Origin of the sequence: Aeromonas sp. R6-1 (assembly GCF_040908165.1) — a bacterium.
Lineage (GTDB): Bacteria > Pseudomonadota > Gammaproteobacteria > Enterobacterales > Aeromonadaceae > Aeromonas > Aeromonas caviae.
In genome coordinates this window covers 128290-145741 of record NZ_JBFODF010000055.1, presented here as the reverse complement: position 1 = coordinate 145741, position 17452 = coordinate 128290, and the positions used below count along the sequence as shown (strand labels likewise).

18 protein-coding genes and 1 riboswitch are annotated in these 17452 nt (G+C 61.6%); of the genes, 10 read left to right on the top strand and 8 right to left on the bottom strand.

The features are described 5' to 3' along the window. Nucleotides 1-47 precede the first annotated feature (47 nt). The 3 genes from AB5Y68_RS19920 to AB5Y68_RS19910 all read left to right on the top strand — a co-directional run bounded on the left by AB5Y68_RS19920 (nt 48) and on the right by AB5Y68_RS19910 (nt 1574). On the top strand, nt 48-254 hold the full coding sequence (locus tag AB5Y68_RS19920) for a bacterioferritin-associated ferredoxin (RefSeq protein ID WP_039039715.1): 207 nt from the start codon (nt 48-50) through the stop codon (nt 252-254). Between the two features lie 131 nt (nt 255-385). Next, complete coding sequence (gene bfr, locus AB5Y68_RS19915) at nt 386-865, top strand: bacterioferritin (RefSeq protein ID WP_010675778.1); 480 nt, start codon at nt 386-388, stop codon at nt 863-865. Between the two features lie 250 nt (nt 866-1115). Next, entirely contained in the window at nt 1116-1574 is a 459-nt protein-coding gene (locus tag AB5Y68_RS19910; RefSeq protein ID WP_039039816.1) for a methylglyoxal synthase, read from the top strand. Nucleotides 1575-1637: 63 nt separating this feature from the next. On the opposite strand, the gene AB5Y68_RS19905 is transcribed toward AB5Y68_RS19910, so the two are convergent. Beyond that, complete coding sequence (locus AB5Y68_RS19905) at nt 1638-2225, bottom strand: superinfection exclusion B family protein (protein ID WP_039039716.1); 588 nt, start codon at nt 2223-2225, stop codon at nt 1638-1640. A gap of 191 nt (nt 2226-2416) precedes the next feature. Then, nucleotides 2417-2523: riboswitch (yybP-ykoY riboswitch) on the top strand. Nucleotides 2524-2612: 89 nt separating this feature from the next. On the opposite strand from AB5Y68_RS19905, the gene AB5Y68_RS19900 reads away from it, so the two are divergent. After that, a complete protein-coding gene (locus AB5Y68_RS19900; RefSeq protein WP_368207497.1) occupies nt 2613-3599 on the top strand; it encodes a sodium:calcium antiporter in 987 nt (328 codons plus the stop codon). 94 nt (nt 3600-3693) lie between these two features. Here AB5Y68_RS19900 and ansB read toward each other — a convergent pair whose 3' ends face one another. The 3 genes from ansB to AB5Y68_RS19885 form a co-directional block, all read right to left on the bottom strand. Continuing rightward, nucleotides 3694-4752, bottom strand: coding sequence for an L-asparaginase 2 (ansB, locus tag AB5Y68_RS19895; RefSeq protein ID WP_010675782.1), 1059 nt, complete (start codon nt 4750-4752; stop codon nt 3694-3696). Nucleotides 4753-4881: 129 nt separating this feature from the next. Next, nucleotides 4882-5076, bottom strand: coding sequence for a heavy-metal-associated domain-containing protein (locus tag AB5Y68_RS19890; protein WP_039039718.1), 195 nt, complete (start codon nt 5074-5076; stop codon nt 4882-4884). Between the two features lie 111 nt (nt 5077-5187). Continuing rightward, the gene (locus AB5Y68_RS19885; protein WP_039039719.1) at nt 5188-6138 is read right to left on the bottom strand and encodes an AEC family transporter; all 951 of its coding nucleotides are present in this window, start codon (nt 6136-6138) and stop codon (nt 5188-5190) included. A gap of 134 nt (nt 6139-6272) precedes the next feature. Here AB5Y68_RS19885 and treR point away from each other — a divergent pair, with 134 nt between their 5' ends. From treR to AB5Y68_RS19865, 4 genes are all read left to right on the top strand, one after another. Beyond that, nucleotides 6273-7220, top strand: coding sequence for a trehalose operon repressor TreR (gene treR / locus AB5Y68_RS19880; RefSeq protein WP_039039720.1), 948 nt, complete (start codon nt 6273-6275; stop codon nt 7218-7220). A gap of 186 nt (nt 7221-7406) precedes the next feature. Beyond that, nucleotides 7407-8837, top strand: a complete 1431-nt coding sequence (gene treB / locus AB5Y68_RS19875) for a PTS trehalose transporter subunit IIBC (RefSeq protein WP_039039721.1) — start codon at nt 7407-7409, stop codon at nt 8835-8837. A gap of 88 nt (nt 8838-8925) precedes the next feature. Beyond that, nucleotides 8926-10590, top strand: a complete 1665-nt coding sequence (gene treC / locus AB5Y68_RS19870) for an alpha,alpha-phosphotrehalase (protein ID WP_039039722.1) — start codon at nt 8926-8928, stop codon at nt 10588-10590. Then, a complete protein-coding gene (locus AB5Y68_RS19865; RefSeq protein ID WP_039039723.1) occupies nt 10590-11210 on the top strand; it encodes a sugar O-acetyltransferase in 621 nt (206 codons plus the stop codon). Before treC ends, AB5Y68_RS19865 begins: the two co-directional genes overlap by 1 nt. Before the next feature lie 87 nt (nt 11211-11297). Here the strand turns inward: AB5Y68_RS19865 and AB5Y68_RS19860 are convergent, their stop codons facing one another. Then, a complete protein-coding gene (locus AB5Y68_RS19860) occupies nt 11298-11756 on the bottom strand; it encodes an Lrp/AsnC family transcriptional regulator (protein WP_039039724.1) in 459 nt (152 codons plus the stop codon). 96 nt (nt 11757-11852) lie between these two features. Here AB5Y68_RS19860 and AB5Y68_RS19855 point away from each other — a divergent pair, with 96 nt between their 5' ends. Further along, nucleotides 11853-12728 carry a DMT family transporter gene (locus AB5Y68_RS19855; RefSeq protein ID WP_039039725.1) on the top strand — a complete coding sequence of 292 codons (876 nt, stop codon included), beginning with the start codon at nt 11853-11855 and terminating at the stop codon, nt 12726-12728. Nucleotides 12729-12780: 52 nt separating this feature from the next. Here the strand turns inward: AB5Y68_RS19855 and AB5Y68_RS19850 are convergent, their stop codons facing one another. Further along, nucleotides 12781-14274 (bottom strand): histidine-type phosphatase, encoded by a 1494-nt coding sequence (locus AB5Y68_RS19850; protein ID WP_039039726.1) that lies wholly within the window; start codon nt 14272-14274, stop codon nt 12781-12783. Nucleotides 14275-14657: 383 nt separating this feature from the next. On the opposite strand from AB5Y68_RS19850, the gene AB5Y68_RS19845 reads away from it, so the two are divergent. Next, nucleotides 14658-14990, top strand: coding sequence for a hypothetical protein (locus tag AB5Y68_RS19845; protein WP_039039727.1), 333 nt, complete (start codon nt 14658-14660; stop codon nt 14988-14990). 114 nt (nt 14991-15104) lie between these two features. Here the strand turns inward: AB5Y68_RS19845 and AB5Y68_RS19840 are convergent, their stop codons facing one another. Together AB5Y68_RS19840 and AB5Y68_RS19835 are read right to left on the bottom strand one after the other, a co-directional pair. Beyond that, nucleotides 15105-15704: a Yip1 family protein gene (locus tag AB5Y68_RS19840; RefSeq protein WP_029314835.1), complete on the bottom strand. Its 600-nt coding sequence runs from the start codon at nt 15702-15704 to the stop codon at nt 15105-15107. Between the two features lie 236 nt (nt 15705-15940). Beyond that, nucleotides 15941-17284: a potassium channel family protein gene (locus tag AB5Y68_RS19835; protein ID WP_010675794.1), complete on the bottom strand. Its 1344-nt coding sequence runs from the start codon at nt 17282-17284 to the stop codon at nt 15941-15943. Nucleotides 17285-17452 lie beyond the last annotated feature (168 nt).

The following is a 17452-nucleotide window of genomic DNA, read 5'->3' as shown; positions in this document are numbered from 1 at the left end:
ACCATTCTCATTTAGATTTCATCTCATTCCAGCATGAGGTCCAGATTATGTACGTGTGTTTGTGCCGCGGCATCACAGATAACCAGATCCGCAAGGCGGTACAGGCAGGCAAGACTGAATTCCGACAGTTGAAACAGTCGCTGGAAGTCGGTACTCAATGTGGTAAATGTGTGCGCATGGCGATGGAGATCATCGCTACCGAAATCGACAAGATGGAGTCAGAGCAGGCACCGCTCTATTACGAAGTGGCGTAAAACCGCCGACTTCTCGTCTTCATCTCTCCTTCTGCCCTCCAGGGGACGACTTTCCCCATCACGTTATGGTCATGTTTCTGGACTAAGCTCTAGTGATCGTTGCCTAGGCTCGAACACGAGGAGTAATGTCGATGAAAGGAGATCCCAAAATCATTGCCCACCTCAACAAGGTGCTGGCCAATGAGCTGGTTGCCATCAACCAATACTTCCTGCATGCCCGCATCTATGATGACTGGGGCCTCAAGGGGCTGGGGCACAAGGAGTATCACGAATCCATCGATGAGATGAAACATGCCGACGAGCTGGTCAAGCGGGTGCTGTTTCTGGAAGGGCTGCCCAACTTGCAGGATCTGGGCAAGCTGCGCATCGGTGAGACGGTGGAAGAGATGCTGCGCTGTGACTTGTCTCTGGAGATGGACGCCATCCCCGACCTGAAAGTCGCCATCACCTATGCCGAGTCCGTGCAGGACTACGTCAGCCGCGACCTGTTCCAGGAGATCCTGGAAGATGAAGAGGAGCATGTGGACTGGCTGGAAACCCAGCTCGATCTCATCGCCCGTATCGGTCTGGAAAACTACCAGCAATCCCAGCTCCACGCCGAGTCATCCTGAATCGCGATGACATCAAGAGACAATCCCAACCCGCCCAGGCGGGTTTTTTCATGGCGCCAGCGGCAGAGATCTTGCCGAACGATACGGTGGCCAACCTGGCTGCTGACAAGGCAGGCCAGAGGCTGTCAGGATGGCAGGCGCCGGATTGAACCGCCTCCGGGATCACAGTTACGATGCATGGGGCAGCGGCAGGCGCCGCTTTCGATTAGGATACGACCCCATTCCCATCATTTTGCTACGGATGACCTCCATGGAACTGATTGCACGCGAGATGGCGCCCCACAAACGGGTTGCCCTGGTGGCTCACGACAACATGAAAGCCCCTCTGCTGAGCTGGGTGCTGCGCCGCAAGGAGGAGCTCAAGCTCCACCATCTCTATGCGACCGGCACCACGGGCACCCTGCTCGGCAAGAAGGCGCAGCTGCCCATTACCTGCCTCTTCTCCGGCCCCATGGGAGGGGATCAGCAGCTCGGCGCCCTCATCGCCGAAGGGAAGATAGACGTGATGATCTTCTTCTGGGATCCCCTCAATCCCGCCGCCCACGATCCTGACGTCAAGGCCCTGCTGCGCCTCGCGGCTGTCTGGAACATCCCGGTCGCCACCAACGAGGCGACGGCGGACTTCATCATGGACAGCCCGCACATGCAGCAGGCATTCAGCGTCCAGGTACCCGACTACGCCGGCTACCTCAAGTCCAGAACCGAATAAACAACGCCAGACAGCAAAGAGCCGGAACAGATGTCCGGCTCTTTTCTTTCATGGGGGGAAAGGTCAGCGCTGGAGGCTTTTCTGCGCGAATTTGGGCCTGGCATTCATGATCTGCTCCACCTGCTCGTCGCTCATCTTGCCCCGCGACAGCCCCAGAACCTTGTAGGTCAGCAGAGGGCGCGCCGGCAGGGCGATCATCAGGGCGCGGATCTGGTTCTCGTCCTCCTTCTCTCGCGCCGGCTTGCCGTAGGCGTAGGTGAGCACGCCGGCATCCATCAGGTTTTTGACGGCGGGTTCGGTGATCGGCAGGTTTATGACGCTTTTCCGTTGCAGTACGAACTCCCGCAGCACCGCCTTCTCGTTGAAGTCGAGGAAGCCAATCATCTGGGCCAGTTGATCCTGCTGGCGGCGGGACTGCCACTCGTCACAGGCCCACTCCCAGGCGATCAGGAAGCCCTGACTGCAGAAATAGGAGATGGCGATCAACATGCCGACCCCAAGCCAGGCCGCATGAGTCGTGGCCCACTGGCTCACGGCACCTTTCATCAATCCGGCCGGAAACAGCAGGATGATGCTGCAGCAGAGCAGCAGCCAGACCATCAGCCAGTTGAGGCGATTAAGCTGGTAAAAATGTTGGATCCACCGTTTCATCGTTCACCCTTCCCAAGTCAATGTGGACAGTAGCCAACTCATAGCAATCGCTGTGCCAGCACAAGGATCCCCGTAAAAAGATCAGGATCCCGGACGGGAGAGTCGAGGGGGTTGTCACATCCTTTTACAACTTGTCGCGCGGATCATCTCCTGTTGGCCTTGCGCCTCACCGAGCCACTTGGTAAAAAGCCCGCACTGTCACTGGGGAGTAGCAACCCGCCCGAAATCCGGGCAGGGCCCATGTCAACACTCTTGGATCCGCAGATCCATGGCATGGGCGGCGATAGCACCTATCGTCCTGCAAGACCTTTGGCCCCGATATGCACGCCAGCCGGGCGAGCCGTATCGGGTCCATCGGTTGTTCTGCTCGCCTGGCGGTTACTCATCATGCTGATCACCCTGCTGTTATTTCTGATCTCTGCCGTCAGCATCTATCTGGCCTGCGAATACTTCGTCAACGGCATCGAATGGACCGGCCATCATTTCAAACTGTCCCAAAGTGCCACCGGTTCTCTGCTGGCCGCCCTCGGCACGGCCCTGCCCGAATGCATCGTCACCCTGACCGCCCTGCTGATGGGGGATGCCCCCGCCCAGCAGCAGATAGGCATAGGTGCGGCCCTCGGCGGCCCGCTGGTGCTGGCTACCATAGGCTATGCTGCCGTCGGCGTGACCCTGCTGCTGTGCATGAGCCGGGAGCACAGAGCCATCAATGGCGAGGTGCAGCGCGAGATAGGCCGCGATCAGGCCTGGTTTGCCGGCATCTTCCTGCTGGCCGTGCTGCTTGGCATGGTGGCCTTCACCGATAAAACCTGGCTGGCCCCCCTGTTCGTGCTGATGTACCTCCTCTATGTGCGACGTGAGCTGAAACAGACCGACAGCCACGATGCCGAATTGCCCTCCCCCCTCAAGCTGGATCCACACGCCAGGATCCCGGCGCTCGGCAAGGTGCTGCTGCAAACCCTGGTGGCGCTCGGTGTGGTGGCGCTGGCGGCCCAGCTGTTCGTTCACCAGCTGGAGAACATGGGCGAGCTGTTCGGCCTCTCGCCGGTGCTGGCGGCCCTGCTGCTGAGCCCGGTGGCCACCGAAATGCCCGAGCTGATGAACGTGCTCATCTGGGTGCGGCAGGGCAAACACCGGCTGGCACTGGCCAATATCTCGGGGGCCATGATGATCCAGGGCACCATTCCCAAGGCGTTCTGCCTGCTGTTCACCCCCTGGCTGCTGGATAGCACCATGATGGCCTCCTCCCTGGTGACGCTGCTGGCGGTCGCGCTGCTGTGGAGGGGGTTCAGTCGGGAGCGGATGACGGCGGGCAGGCTCGCCCTGGTGGGACTGGTTTACCTGGGTTTCTGCGGCTGGCTGATGATGAGCTGAGGGCCGGCATCTGCCTCTGGCGCAACAAGAAAGGGCAGGATCCCATCCTGCCCTTCATCTCACAAAGTAGTCTCAATCAGGCCGAGCCGAGGTCTCAGAACTGCTGGAACCAGCGCTGGATCTGGGCCGGATCCTTGCTCTGGGTCAGGGCGAGCATCAGCAGCACCCGCGCCTTCTGCGGGTTGAGGGTCTCGGCGGCGACGAAGCCGTACTTGGCGTCGTCGATCTCCGCATCCAGGGTGGTGGAACCGGTCGGCACGCGGGCGGAACGCACCACGCGAATGCCGTCCTTGCTCGCCTTGGCCAGGGTGTCGAACAGGGTGTGGTAGAGGTTGCCGTTGCCCACCCCGGCGCTAACGATACCGTCAAACTTGGCATCCACCAGGGCCTTAGCCGGCAGGTCCGAGGCGTTGGCGTAGCTGTAGACGATGCCGACCTGGGGCAGCTTGTCGAGCTTGCTCACGTCAAACGGGGTCTTGCTGGTGTGCAGACGGGCCGGGCTGCGCTGGTAGTCGATCTTGCCGTTGTGGATGTAGCCGAGCGGGCCGAAGTTGGGGGAGGCGAAGGTCTGCACTCCTGTGGTGTTGGTCTTGGTGACGTCGCGGGCATCCAACACGGTGTCGTTCATCGCTACCATGACGCCACGTCCCTTTGAGGCGGGGTCGGAGGCGGTCACCACGGCGTTGTAGAGGTTCATGGGGCCGTCGGCGCTCATGGCGGTGGAGGGGCGCATGGCGCCCACCAGCACCACCGGCTTGTCGCTCTTGACGGTCAGATTGAGGAAGTAGGCGGTCTCCTCCATGGTGTCGGTGCCGTGGGTGATGACGATGCCGTCCACGTCATCCCTGGCCAGCAGCGCGTTGACCCGCTTGGCCAGCGTGAGCCACACCTCGTCGTTCATGTCCTGGGAGCCGATCTTGACCACCTGCTCACCCTGCACGTCGGCCACGTTTTTCATCTCGGGCACGGCGGCGATCAGCGTCTCGATGGCCACCTTGCCTGCCTCGTAGTTGGACTGGGTGGCGGACTGGCCCGCCCCGGCGATGGTGCCACCGGTGGCCAGAATGTGCACGCTGGGCAGCGCCATGGCCATAGGGGAGAGGGTCAGGCCGAGCACGGCGGCGATCAGGGTCTTGCGAATGGGAAGGGTCATGCTGCAATCCTTTTGGATGAGGGAATTGCAGCATTTTTATTCTTTTTAAACGGAATTTAAGTGATCACTCTCACCAATAAAAAGAAGTAAACAGAATATTAGTCTAATTTATACCAATTAAGTGATAATTCACTCTACCTGAAAGCCTCTCGCCTCGATCAGGGAGATCAACTCGGCTTTGCTCAGCTCGCTCTCGATGACGGCCTGGCGGCTGGCAAAGTCGACCGTGGCGGTGCGGACTGCTGGCTGGGCCAGCAAGGCCTTTTGCAGGCTGGCAGCGCAGCCGCCGCAAGACATGCCGGTAACGGTGAGTTCGATGGTCATGGGCTCTCTCCTCTGTCGATGTGACATCAGCCTAAAGCTGCCGCCTCCGGCAAGGTCAAGGGCGAATGCCGATCCCGTCAACCCCGGGTCGTGCATCATGGCGGCACCCCATCACCCCATCAGTCCCAGGTAGTTCATCAGGGCGGCCCCCAGGCTGGTGGTGACGAGCGAGCCCAGGGTGGTGGTGGCGATGATGTTGGCCGCGAGGGCACTGTCACCCCCCATGGCACGGGTCATCACATAGCTGGCGGCGGCGGTGGGGGTAGAGCTGATGAGAAACAGGATGCCGAGGGCCTGCGGGTTGAAGCCGAGGGCCCAGGCCCCCAGCACCAGCAGCACGGGGATGCAGCACAGCCGGTTGACCGTGGCCCAGCCGGTCAGCATGGCGCCGCCGCGCAAGGCCTTGAGGTTGAGGCTGGCACCGGTGCACAACAGGGCCAGCGGCAGGGTCATGTTGGCGAAATAGTTGCCCGTGGTAATGACCAGTTGGGGCAGTTCGATGCCGAGCAGACCGAAGGGCAGGGCCGCCAGAATGGCGATGATGAGGGGGTTTTTGACGATCCCCTTGAGTATGGGGGCGAGCCCCTTTCCGCCCCCCAGGCTGCGGGTCAGGGTGATCACCGCGAGCACGTTGTAGAGCACTGTAATGGAGCCCACCAGCAGGGCGGCGGCCCCTATCCCCTCCGGGCCGTAGGCGTTTTGCACATAGGCCAGCCCCATGATCCCCATGTTGCCGCGAAAGCTGCCCTGCACGAAGATGCCCCGCAATTTCTGCTCGCTGATGAAACGGGCCGCCAGCACCTCCAGCACCAGGAAACCGGCGAGGGTGCCGAGCAGGCCGTAGAGGATGAGCCAGGGGCTCGGCATGGTGGAAAAATCGGTGCGCACCATGCTTAGAAACAAGAGAGCTGGCAGGGTGACCTGGAACACCAGACGGGAGGCGGACTCGACGAAACTGTCGGGCAAGAGACCCAGCCGCTTGAGCCAGATGCCGAGTACCAGCACCAGACAGATGGGGCCCGTGATGGAGAGAGAGAAGTGCAGACTTGCCAACAGATCCATGATGCGCGTCCTGTGCAACGGCGAAGAAAGTCGCCTGGGAAAGGGCATTCTAACGCCATGGGCTTGTATTCACAGGAGTTAATCACAACAATGTCTGCATCCCGGTTGTCGCCCTCCCCTGTCACGGATCCCCCATGGAAAAGAAACTGACCATCCTCGATATCGCTCGCCTCAGCGGGGTCGGCAAGTCGACCGTCTCCCGGGTGCTCAATCAGGATCCCAAGGTCAATGCCCAGACCAGGGCCAGGGTTGAATCGGTGATCGCCCAGCACGGTTTCGTCCCGAGCAAATCGGCGCGGGCCATGCGCAGCCAGAGCCAGCAGGTGGTCGGCATCGTGGTGTCGCGCCTCGACTCCAGCTCCGAGAACCAGGCGGTGCGCGGCATGCTGGAGACCCTCTACCAGCGTGGCTACGACGCCGTGCTGATGGAGAGCAAGTTCTCCCCCGCCAAGGTGAGCGAGCACCTGGCGGTGCTGGAGCGGCGCGGGGTGGACGGCATCATACTGTTTGCCTTCAACGATCTGGACTATGCCGCCATGGCGCCGCTCAGGGAGAAACTGGTGCTGATGGCCCGCGAGCGCCCCGGCTTCTCGTCGGTCTGCTTCGACGATGACGGGGCGGTGCGCGCCGTGCTCGCCCACCTCGGGGAGCGTGGCCTGACCGAGGTCGCCTATCTCGGGGTGGAACGCAGCGATCTCACCACCGGGCTGCGTCGGCATCAGGCTTACCTCGACTACTGTCGGGAACAGGGGCGCACGCCCCGCAGCGCCCTCGGGGATCTCGGTCTGCAAAGCGGCTATCGGCTCGCGGCCGAACTCCTCAGCCCCACCACCCAGGCCATGGTCTGTGCCAGCGACACCCTGGCCATCGGCGCCGCCAAATACCTGCAGGAGCAGGGTCGCACCGACATCCTGGTGAGCGGCCTTGGCAGCAATCCCATGCTGACGTTCCTCTTTGCCAACACCCTCAGCCTGGATTTCGGCTACAAGGACGCCGGCATCCTGGCCGCCAGACAGCTGCTCGACCAGATTGAAGAGGGGCAGCCCCCCAGAGCGACCATCGCCCCCTGTCAGCCCCTGTAGTCTATCTTTTCCTCCATTCCCGGCGTTTTGCGCTTTTTGTGACCAGCGCCACGAATTGGGAACGTTCCCATTGCCGATGCCAGCCACTGGCTTCATGCTGATTGGGAACGATACCAATAAACGGGCGGTCCTTGGCCAGCCGGTAAAGACACGACCATTATTCATGGAGTCACAGAGGGAAGGCTCATGTCAAAAGTCAACACACAGCATCTGGCGCAGCTGATCGAGCGGATCGGCGGCAAAGAGAACATCACCACTGTCAGCCACTGCCTGACCCGGCTCAGGTTCGTGCTGGCCGATCCGGCCAAGGCCGATCCCAAGGCCATCGAGACCATCCCTTCAGTGAAGGGGAGCTTCACCCAGGGCGGCCAGTTCCAGGTGGTGATCGGCAACGAGGTGGATCAATGGTACAAGGCGCTCACCCAGGAGATCGGCGTGAGCGGCGGCAGCAAGGAGGCCGCCAAACAGGCCGCCCGCCACAACATGAACCCGTTGGAGCGCGGCATCTCCCACCTGGCGGAGATCTTCGTCCCCCTGCTGCCCGCCATCATCACCGGTGGTCTGATCCTGGGCTTTCGCAACGTCATCGGCGACATCAAGATGTTCGACGACGGCACCCACACCCTCACCGAGATCAGCCAGTTCTGGGCCCAGGTGCACGCCTTCCTCTGGCTGCTGGGTGAAGCCATCTTCCACTTCCTGCCGGTGGGTGTCTGCTGGTCTGCGGTGAAAAAGATGGGCGGCTCCGAGATCCTCGGCATCGTGCTGGGTATCACGCTGGTGTCGCCGCAACTGATGAACGCCTATGGCATCGGCCAGCAGACCCCGGAAGTGTGGGACTTCGGCCTCTTCGTCATCCAGAAGGTGGGGTATCAGGCCCAGGTCATTCCGGCCCTGCTGGCGGGTGTCTTCCTCGCCTGGGTGGAGACCAGCCTCAAGCGCATCATCCCGGCCTATCTCTACCTGGTGATTGTGCCCTTCATCTCCCTGCTGCTGGCGGTGATCGTGGCCCACGCCCTGATCGGTCCGTTCGGCCGCTGGATTGGTGACGGCGTCGGCTTTGCCGCCAAGGCGGCCATGACGGGTTCGTTTGCCCCCATCGGCGCCGCCCTGTTCGGCTTCCTCTATGCGCCCCTGGTCATCACCGGCATCCACCACACCACCAACGCGGTGGACCTGCAACTGATGCAGAGCATGGGCGGCACCCCCATCTGGCCGCTGATCGCCCTCTCCAACATCGCCCAGGCGTCTGCGGTCGTCGGCATCATCCTGATCAGCCGCAAGGAGAACGAGCGGGAGATCTCGGTCCCGGCCGCCATCTCCGCCTATCTCGGGGTGACCGAGCCGGCCATGTACGGCATCAACCTCAAGTACAAGTTCCCCATGCTGTGCGCCATGGTGGGCTCAAGCTGTGCGGCTCTCATCTGCGGCTTCGCCGGTGTGATGGCCAACGGCATCGGGGTGGGCGGCCTGCCGGGCATCCTCTCCATCCAGCCGCAATACTGGGGCATCTACGCCATCGCCATGCTGGTGGCCATCGTGGTCCCCGCCCTGCTGACCCTGCTGGTCTACAAGCGCCAGCAGGCTGCCGGCAAGCTGGATCTGGCCACGGCCTGATCCACACAACCTCGGCGGAGCGCTGGCTCCGCCCTTTATCGTTGCCCTGTTCCAACTAATCCGGTTTCAACCAATGAGCGAACCAACCATGACACAGACACCCTGGTGGCAAAGCGCCGTGATTTACCAGATCTACCCCAAGAGCTTTCAGGATTCCGGCGCCCGTGGCACCGGTGATCTCAAGGGGATCATGGCCCGCCTCGACTACCTCAAGACCCTCGGCGTCGATGCCCTCTGGCTGACCCCGGTCTATGTCTCCCCCCAGGTGGACAACGGCTACGACATCGCCGATTACCTCAACATAGATCCCGCCTACGGCACCATGAGCGATTTCGAGGCCCTGCTGGGCGCCGCCCATGCGCGCGGCATCCGCATCGTGATGGATATCGTGGTCAACCACACCTCCACCGAGCACGCCTGGTTCAAGTCGGCGCTGGGAGACAAGAACAGCCCCTACCGCGACTACTACATCTGGCGCGATCCGGTGGATGGCGGCGTGCCCAACAACTGGCAATCCAAGTTTGGCGGCAGCGCCTGGGAGCTGGACTCATCCACCGGTCAGTACTACCTGCACCTGTTTGCCCGCGAGCAGGCGGATCTCAACTGGGAAAACCCGGCCGTGCGCGCCGAGGTGAAAAACATCATCCACTTCTGGGCCAAGAAAGGAGTGGATGGGTTCCGCCTCGACGTTATCAACCTTATCTCCAAGGATCAGGCGTTCCCGAATGACGAGATTGGCGATGGCCGCCGCTTCTATACCGACGGGCCGCGCATCCACGAATTTTTGCAGGACGTGAGCCGCGACGTGTTTGCTCCTGTCGGCGCCATGACGGTGGGGGAGATGTCCTCTACTTCGCTGGAGCACTGCCAGCGCTATGGCGCCCTCGATGGCTCCGAGCTCTCCATGGTGTTCAACTTCCATCACCTCAAGGTGGATTACCCGGGCGGCGACAAATGGACCAAGGCCCCGTTCGATTTCCTCGAACTCAAGCGCATCTTCAACCACTGGCAGAGCGGTATGCATGGCAAGGGGTGGTCGGCGCTGTTCTGGTGCAACCACGATCAGCCACGCATCGTCTCCCGTTTCGGCGATGAGGGCGAGCATCGGGTAGTGGCCGCCAAGATGCTGGCCAGCACGCTGCACGGCCTGCAAGGCACCCCCTACATCTATCAGGGGGAGGAGATCGGCATGACCAACCCCGGCTATCAGCGCATCGATGACTATCAGGATGTGGAGAGTCGCAACATCTTCGCCATCAAGCAGGCGGAAGGGATGAGCGAGGCCGAGATCCTCGCCATTCTCGGCGCCAAGTCCCGCGACAACTCGCGCACCCCGATGCAGTGGAGCGCCGCCTCCAACGCCGGTTTCACCAGCGGGACGCCCTGGCTCAAGCCTGCCGCCAACTATTCCGAGATCAACGCCGAGACGGCGCTCGCCGACCAGCACTCGGTGTTCTGGCACTACCGGGATCTCATCGCCCTGCGCAAGAGCCATCCCATCTTCACCCAGGGGGATTATCAGGAGCTGCTGGCAGGGCACCCGCAGATCTGGGCCTATGTCCGCCGCGCCAACGGTCAGACCCTGCTGGTGGTGAGCAACTTCTACGGCGAGCCGGTGGAGTTTACCCTGCCTGCCGAGCTGCAAAGCGGGGAGGGGCGACTGCTGCTTGGCAACTACCCGGATAGCCCGGCCCGCCCGCAATCCTGCAAGCTGCGCCCTTACGAATCCCTGATCTGGCTGATGGAGCAATGATGACTGACGCAACAACAGTGCAGCGGCCCGCCGTGCGTGGCCCCGAGTGGCAGAAGATGGTGGCGGGAGCGCCCTATGATGCAGGGGACCCCGAACTGCGGGCTGCGCGGGAGCAGTGCCGCGCCCTGCTGGGAGAACTGAACCGAGAGCGAACCGATGCCCCTGGCTGGGATGAGCGACTCACCCGCCTGCTGGGTGGCCGCGCAGAACGCTGTTTCATCACGCCCCCCTTCTTCTGCGACTATGGCACCAACATCTTTGTCGGCGAGAATTTCTACGCCAATTTCAACTGCACCATCCTGGATGTGTGCGAGGTACACATAGGCGACAACGTGCTGCTGGCCCCCGGAGTGCAGATCTACACCGCTACCCACCCGGTGGCGGTAGCGCCTCGCATCAAGGGGGTGGAGTTCGGCAAGCCGGTGCGCATCGGCAACAACGTCTGGATTGGGGGCAGCGTCGTCATCTGCCCGGGCGTCACCATAGGGGACAACAGCGTCATCGGGGCGGGGTCCGTTGTCACCAGAGACATTCCGGCAGGCGTGGTGGCGGTCGGCAATCCCTGCCGGGTCTTGCGCCCCATGACGGCAGAGGAGCTGGCGCCCGGGGCACCTGGCTGACACAGAAGGGGCAGGCCGTACCTGCCCCTGTTCGTTTCCCTGACGGCGCTCCCGCAATGCCGGCAAGGCTTCGGCGCAGCCCCCTCTTTACCCGGGCAGCAAGGCGCCGCAACGCTTGTGCTGTCCCATGACCACCAGAGTCTTGAAACTGCGCACCTGGTCCCTGGCATGGAGCACCCGACGGGTGAACTGCTCGTAACTTTGCATGTCCCTGGCGGCCACTTGCAGCACGAAGTCCTGCTCCCCCGTCACATACCAGAGATCCATCACCTCGGGTTCCCGCTGCAGGCTGGCGATCATCTCATCGACGATGCGGCCATGATCCCGCTCCAGGGTCACCAGCACCAGCATGGTGATGGGCCAGCCCATGGTGGACGGTGCCACCAGCGCCACTTCCCGCTCGATGAGACCGGACTCCCGCAAGGCGCGGACGCGGCGGTAGCAGGCAGGGGCGGAAAGACCGACCCTGTGGGCCAGCTCCGGCGTGGGCAGACGGGCATCCTGTTGCAGCTCGGCGAGGATGAGCAGATCAAATTTGTCGGTCATGGGGTTCATTAGATAAAAATTATCGCACAAGGCCAGTATTAGACCGGTTTTACCCAAGTCTCCAGATATATTTTACTGCTCATCGTCCTGCCCGGTATGAATACCATGCAACCCAATCCCAATGCCCTCTCCTCTCTTCTGGCCGTCCTGCTCGCCATGCTGTCGATCACCCTCGGCGCCTCCCTGGCCAAATCCCTGTTTCCCCTGCTCGGAGCCGCAGGCACGACCCTGTTCCGGCTGGGGTGCGCCGCCCTCCTCCTCTCCCTGGTGTTTCGCATCTGGCGTGCCCCCCTCGACCGACGCACCCTGCTGGGCGCCATCCCCTACGGCCTGTCGCTTGGGGCCATGAACCTGCTCTTCTATCTGGCCATCGCACGCATTCCCCTCGGCGTAGCCCTGGCCATCGAGTTCATCGGCCCCCTGACGGTGGCCCTGCTCTCCTCACGCCACCGGGCAGACTTCATCTGGCTGATACTGGCCATCGCCGGGCTGCTGCTGCTCTTGCCCCTGCGGGCAACACAGCAGGCCATCGATCCCCTGGGGGCCGCACTGGCTCTCGGGGCTGGCCTCTTCTGGGGGCTCTATATGCTCACCGGAAAGCGGGCAGGAGCCTTGCTGGGCGCACAGGCTCCGGCGCTGGGCATGTGGGTGGGCACCCTGCTGGTATTGCCCTTCGGGCTGGAGGGTGCGATCGAGGCGTCATTCACCGTCCCCGTGATCCTCACCATCATCGGGGTGGGGCTGCTCTCGAGCGCCATCCCCTACTCTCTCGAGATGTTTGCCCTGCGCCGCCTTCCCCTCAAGAGCTACGGCATTCTCACCAGCGGTGAACCGGCCATGGGAGCCTTGATGGGACTGGTATGGCTGGGTGAGCAGTTGCCCCCGTCCCAGTGGCTCGGGATAGCCGCCATCATCGCCGCCTCCATGGGCACCACCTGGCAGGCGGGTCGTCGACAAGCGGGCTCCGCCTGAACCAAAAAAATCGGGGCCGGCGATGACCGGCCCCGGGGATGGCACGAGCGCGTCAGGACGAGTAGTCGTAACAGCGTTTGAGCTCGCCGAAGTCATAGAAGAAGCTACCCACCGCAATGGGGGCGCAACCTGCCTTGAAGGCGAGCTCCTTCTCGTTGTAAAGCATCTTCACCAGCACCCGGCCGGCCTCGTTGCGGTAGACATCCCACTGGATGTTGGCCGCATAGGGAGAGACCCAGCCGCCACGCCATTCGTTGTTTTCCTGGCTCATCAGCACGCCAAGCTGGGCGCTCTGGCGGCTCCCTTCCAGCTCCATCAGGGCCGCCAGCGGGATCAGGGTCTCCGCATGGGCGAAGCGCAGCTTGGCGACATGCTCACCCGCCTCTTCCACCACCTGGGTCTGTACCTCGTTGAAGAGGCCGTCAAGCAGGGGCTGGGCCACGGCGTAGGTGGCGCTCTGGCTGGCAAGACTCGGCCCCTTCTCGTAGAAGTCCTCGGCATCGGAGAGGTAGGAGAACCAGGCAGACTCCTCTGGCGTGATGAACTGCTCGAGATCCCAGGATCCGCCTTGTGCCTGCGCCTCCCGGATCATCCCCGGGCCGATGATGAAGAGGTTGTAGAGCATGAGGGCGGCGTCCACCTCGTCGCGCACATGGGTCTTGCCACCATCCTCCGGATTCACCGCCACATAATCCACCCCGGCGGCCAGCTCGTCGACGAAGGCCTTGCTGTAGAGACGCTCGAGCATCTCGCGGGCCATCACCCGGGTCCTGGGCAGGGCCTTGAGCGCATCGAGGGCCTCGGTCAGTTCGGGAGCAGGAGCCACCCCGTTCTCTTCGTCCCCGACAAAGGCCTGATAGGCCTGGAAGGTGGGCAGATACCGGGTGTACTCCCCCTGCGGCTCGGTCTTGTGGAAGTAGAGCTCGAACTTGTTGCGCAGCCCCTTGTCGATCTCGGAAGGGTTCTCCTGGCTGACGTAACAGTCGGGGCTGTCCGTCACCAGAGAGACCCGTTTGGCCAGGCTCTGCATGAAGAAGTAGGCGCTTTCGTTGGCGCGATCCTTGCCCGATGTCTCGACCTTGAGGCAGAGGGGAGTCGATTCAGTGGTCAGCAGGGTGGGCAGCCGTTCGGCGAGCCGGGTCGCCAGGTTGGCGTGCTCCTCCTTACCGAGCGCACTCAGCAGGCCATAGCCGAGGGTCTGGTTGGCGGCCGTGACGGCGTCCACCTTGGCGCCGAGCCGTTGGCCCAGCTCGGTCAAGGCCCCCTGTCTCGCAGCCTCCTCCCACACCAGCTTGGTCAGCACATCGTATTTGGGGCTGGACAGCGAGCGGGAGCCATGGCGTGCCACCAGTTCGGTGAAGACGGGACTAAAGCCTTCAGGGGCAACCTCATAGCTGTTCATTGCCTGACGGGCGGCATAGACCGCCTTGGTGCTGTATTGATAGTCGCCGACGGCAGGCGAGGAGGAGTCGTTGCCCGAATGGCAGCCGCTCAGCAGGGTGGCCGCCACGCAGGCGGCAAGGGAAGAGACGCGAAACATAGTCATCCTTGAACCAGTGTGAAAATGAAGCCGCACAGTACGCACCGGATGTGACAATCCCGTGTCAGGTCTGGGACATGCACCTCTCTCCGGAAGGGTGACTCCCCTCCAACCTGCCTGCTTCCTCCCCACAAAACATCATTCACATTTTTTGAACGTGTAGGCCAGTTTATCTCGCTAACAATGACCGGGTGAGGCGCTTAATATTCACACATCGCTTAGGCAGGAGCGCCAAGCCGCAAAACAACTGGTCGTTCATGGCAGTCCCCCATACACATGGGTGACAAACATCCGTGACAAAACAACACACCATTTGAATGACCTCTTGCAAGGATGCATTGATGCAGGCCTGTCAGGCCTTGCCAATGACATAAAAACCAAGAGAGTGAATGAACATGAAAAACGTGATCAAGATGCTGGCCGTTGCAGGCCTGATGAGTGCCGGTGTTGCCCAGGCTTCCGTCCCCGCCGACTTCAACGCCACCCCGGGTGTGCTGTTCGTGAACTGGCATGCCAGCGCCGCCATGGCCGGCAAGGCCAACCCCATGCTGGAGGTGCGCGATGAATCCGGTGATCTGGTGGCCTCCGTCCACGCCAACCTGATGGGTACCCAACAGGTACAGATCCCGAGCCGCGCCCAGGGCAACCTGACCGTCAGCCTCGGCGATCAGAGCAGCGATTACCGCATCCCGTTCGGTATCGGCAGCGGCAATCCCCGCTGATCAACGCAGACGACTTCCCTCCCGGGTCTGGCAAAGACACGCCGACCAGGCGAGAGATCAACGACAAGGGCGCCATCAAGGCGCCCTTGTCGTCGTTGCCGTCGGCACGCACGGCTACTGGGTGAAGACGGGACCGAAGCCGGATCCCCACAGGATGGCCGTGGCAGCCAGCACGCAGACCAGCAGCACCAGGCCGACCGTCACCACTGAGCTGGCGTAGATGAATCCCTGCTCCTTGGTGATGTGCATCAAGATGGGCACGCCGATATAGAGCAGGTAGACGGAATAGGTCAGCCCGACCAAACCGATGAGCATCACGAACCAGAGATGTGGGAAGAAAGCGGAGAAGCCCACCATGAAGAGTGGCGTGGAGGTGTAGGCCGCCAGCTCCAGCGAGGTCGTGTAGCTGGGATCCGAGCCGAAGGTATGCCCCATCCAGTGCACCAGATAGGAGAGTGCCAGCACGCCGATGATAAGGGTCACGTACATGGCGACCGACAGCTTGAATGCGCTGTTGGCGGTCAGGGTGATGGGATCGCCGACCCCGATGCTCCAGCCGATGTGAACGGCGGAATAATAGGCGCAGATGGGAGGGATAAGGGCCACGAGCAGGATGTGGGTCAGACTGTTTCTGAAGCTGTCGTGCCGCTCGTCTATGGTATGCCATTCGGTGTGGGGATGGGCATACAATCCCCATAAGTGATTCAATATCATAGCGTTATTCCTTCTCTACGTCGGTGGTTGGCGGATCGATACCGGGCTTTCTCCTCTGATTGCCTCATGTCCGGGCGCTGGTGGCGCCATCGCTTGCCATGGCATGCGATGACTTTAAATAAAGTCGCTCCACCGCCGCTGCGTCAAGCAAGGTCGCCGGGCCAGCCGGGAGGGATGGGAAGACAGCAGGAGGGCACGGAGGCGGGCACTGATGGCACCCGCCGTCGGCGCTCCCGTCAATACTGCTTGGTTTTAGAGGCAAAACCCGCGAGGAAGAGACCGGTCAGGAACATGCCGCAGAAGGCTTCGATGGCCGACAGCAGTTGCAGCGGCGAGGAGGTCTGGGAGATGTCCCCATAACCCAGGGTCACGAAGGTGACGATGCTGAAATAGAGGGAGCGCCCCAGATGGCCGTGGGTTGCAGACTCCGGCGCCAGGAAATAGGTCAGGGTCGCCAGCAGGATCACCCCCATCGACATCAGCAGGCTCCTGATGGGACGCTCCCCAAACCCCCAGGTGATGAAGCTGATGAACTTGCCCGCGCACTTGAGATAGCACAACAGGGAGAGCCAGCACTTCGTCATCGGACCGCTGCGCAACCAGCGCTCCCGGAACAGCTCCCGCGGGCTCGCCAGGGACTTCATCTCGTGCAGCTTCTCCTTGTAGTAACACTCGCCGGCGTCGACGGTGTCACCCACGCTGGAGAAGAGACGCTTGGCATTGCGATAGAGTTTGCTCGCCTCGTTGTGGTCGATCCGCCCATTGTCGTTGTAGACCACCTCCACCTTGTCCAGGTTGGTGTGCTCCATGGTGGCATCGAAGTTCTTGGCGCTGACGCTGAAGTTTTTCAGCACCGCCCGGGAGGAGTGGAAGCGGATCTCCTCGCACTCTATGGTGAAGTCCTGAAAGACCCCGTCCTCCAGCGCCAGCTCCCGCTTCTTGGCCCAGGCCCTGTGGTCCCACAGCAGGGAGTCGAACAGATCGAGCCCGATCACCCCGCCATTGACCCTGACCCCCTTGGCCGAGCAGTGCCACAGATAAACCTTGGAGTTGTTGACGGCCCCATCGAGAGAGAGCTCGTCGAGACAGGTAAAATCGAGCAACCGGCCGGAGATGATGGGGCTTTTGAGGGCAACACCGCCGATGTTGAGCAGACGATGCTTGCCCAGCACCTGGGCTTCCCCCTTGTTGTTCTCCGAGACCGAGAGCAGGCTTTGCACCCGTTTCACCTCGTCATTGCCATGTTTTCCCGCCAGCCACATGCTGTAAGGCTCGAAACGGGTCTCCGAGCGGATGAGGCCGCTCTTGCGCAGGGATTCCAGTGCACTCGAGGCGCTCTCATACAGACGGACCTTGTCGTCGCTCATGTAGACACAAAGGCTCAGCACGCAGCGGGAGCTGATGAAGCGGGCGATGCCGATCTGGAAGATCACGCTTTTTTCTATCTTCTGCTCCGCCATCCAGTCGTCGAAATGGGGCAGCGACGCCACCAGCAGCGCCCAGATACGGGGATAATCGTTCTCACGCCGCCACTCGTTGAATTGCTCGGGGGAAAGCTGCCAAAGCTCTGTTGCATTCATAGATGACCTCAGTAATGGAGATGTTCTCGTCGGTGATTCTCTGTCAAGTGCAACCAATAGAAGCGAGCTTACAACAGCAACGAATGGCCCCTAAGAATCAGGAGAAAAAAAGTTAACCATTTGAAAAAAATGCATAAATGCTTTCTCACACACCAAAAAATGAACGCT

Coding starts and splice junctions, on each gene's coding strand:
- AB5Y68_RS19920 (WP_039039715.1), top strand. CDS start 48: ATGTACGTGTGTTTGTGCCGCGGCATCACAGATAACCAGATCCGCAAG.
- bfr (WP_010675778.1), top strand. CDS start 386: ATGAAAGGAGATCCCAAAATCATTGCCCACCTCAACAAGGTGCTGGCC.
- AB5Y68_RS19910 (WP_039039816.1), top strand. CDS start 1,116: ATGGAACTGATTGCACGCGAGATGGCGCCCCACAAACGGGTTGCCCTG.
- AB5Y68_RS19905 (WP_039039716.1), bottom strand. CDS start 2,225: ATGAAACGGTGGATCCAACATTTTTACCAGCTTAATCGCCTCAACTGG.
- AB5Y68_RS19900 (WP_368207497.1), top strand. CDS start 2,613: ATGCTGATCACCCTGCTGTTATTTCTGATCTCTGCCGTCAGCATCTAT.
- ansB (WP_010675782.1), bottom strand. CDS start 4,752: ATGACCCTTCCCATTCGCAAGACCCTGATCGCCGCCGTGCTCGGCCTG.
- AB5Y68_RS19890 (WP_039039718.1), bottom strand. CDS start 5,076: ATGACCATCGAACTCACCGTTACCGGCATGTCTTGCGGCGGCTGCGCT.
- AB5Y68_RS19885 (WP_039039719.1), bottom strand. CDS start 6,138: ATGGATCTGTTGGCAAGTCTGCACTTCTCTCTCTCCATCACGGGCCCC.
- treR (WP_039039720.1), top strand. CDS start 6,273: ATGGAAAAGAAACTGACCATCCTCGATATCGCTCGCCTCAGCGGGGTC.
- treB (WP_039039721.1), top strand. CDS start 7,407: ATGTCAAAAGTCAACACACAGCATCTGGCGCAGCTGATCGAGCGGATC.
- treC (WP_039039722.1), top strand. CDS start 8,926: ATGACACAGACACCCTGGTGGCAAAGCGCCGTGATTTACCAGATCTAC.
- AB5Y68_RS19865 (WP_039039723.1), top strand. CDS start 10,590: ATGACTGACGCAACAACAGTGCAGCGGCCCGCCGTGCGTGGCCCCGAG.
- AB5Y68_RS19860 (WP_039039724.1), bottom strand. CDS start 11,756: ATGACCGACAAATTTGATCTGCTCATCCTCGCCGAGCTGCAACAGGAT.
- AB5Y68_RS19855 (WP_039039725.1), top strand. CDS start 11,853: ATGAATACCATGCAACCCAATCCCAATGCCCTCTCCTCTCTTCTGGCC.
- AB5Y68_RS19850 (WP_039039726.1), bottom strand. CDS start 14,274: ATGACTATGTTTCGCGTCTCTTCCCTTGCCGCCTGCGTGGCGGCCACC.
- AB5Y68_RS19845 (WP_039039727.1), top strand. CDS start 14,658: ATGAACATGAAAAACGTGATCAAGATGCTGGCCGTTGCAGGCCTGATG.
- AB5Y68_RS19840 (WP_029314835.1), bottom strand. CDS start 15,704: ATGATATTGAATCACTTATGGGGATTGTATGCCCATCCCCACACCGAA.
- AB5Y68_RS19835 (WP_010675794.1), bottom strand. CDS start 17,284: ATGAATGCAACAGAGCTTTGGCAGCTTTCCCCCGAGCAATTCAACGAG.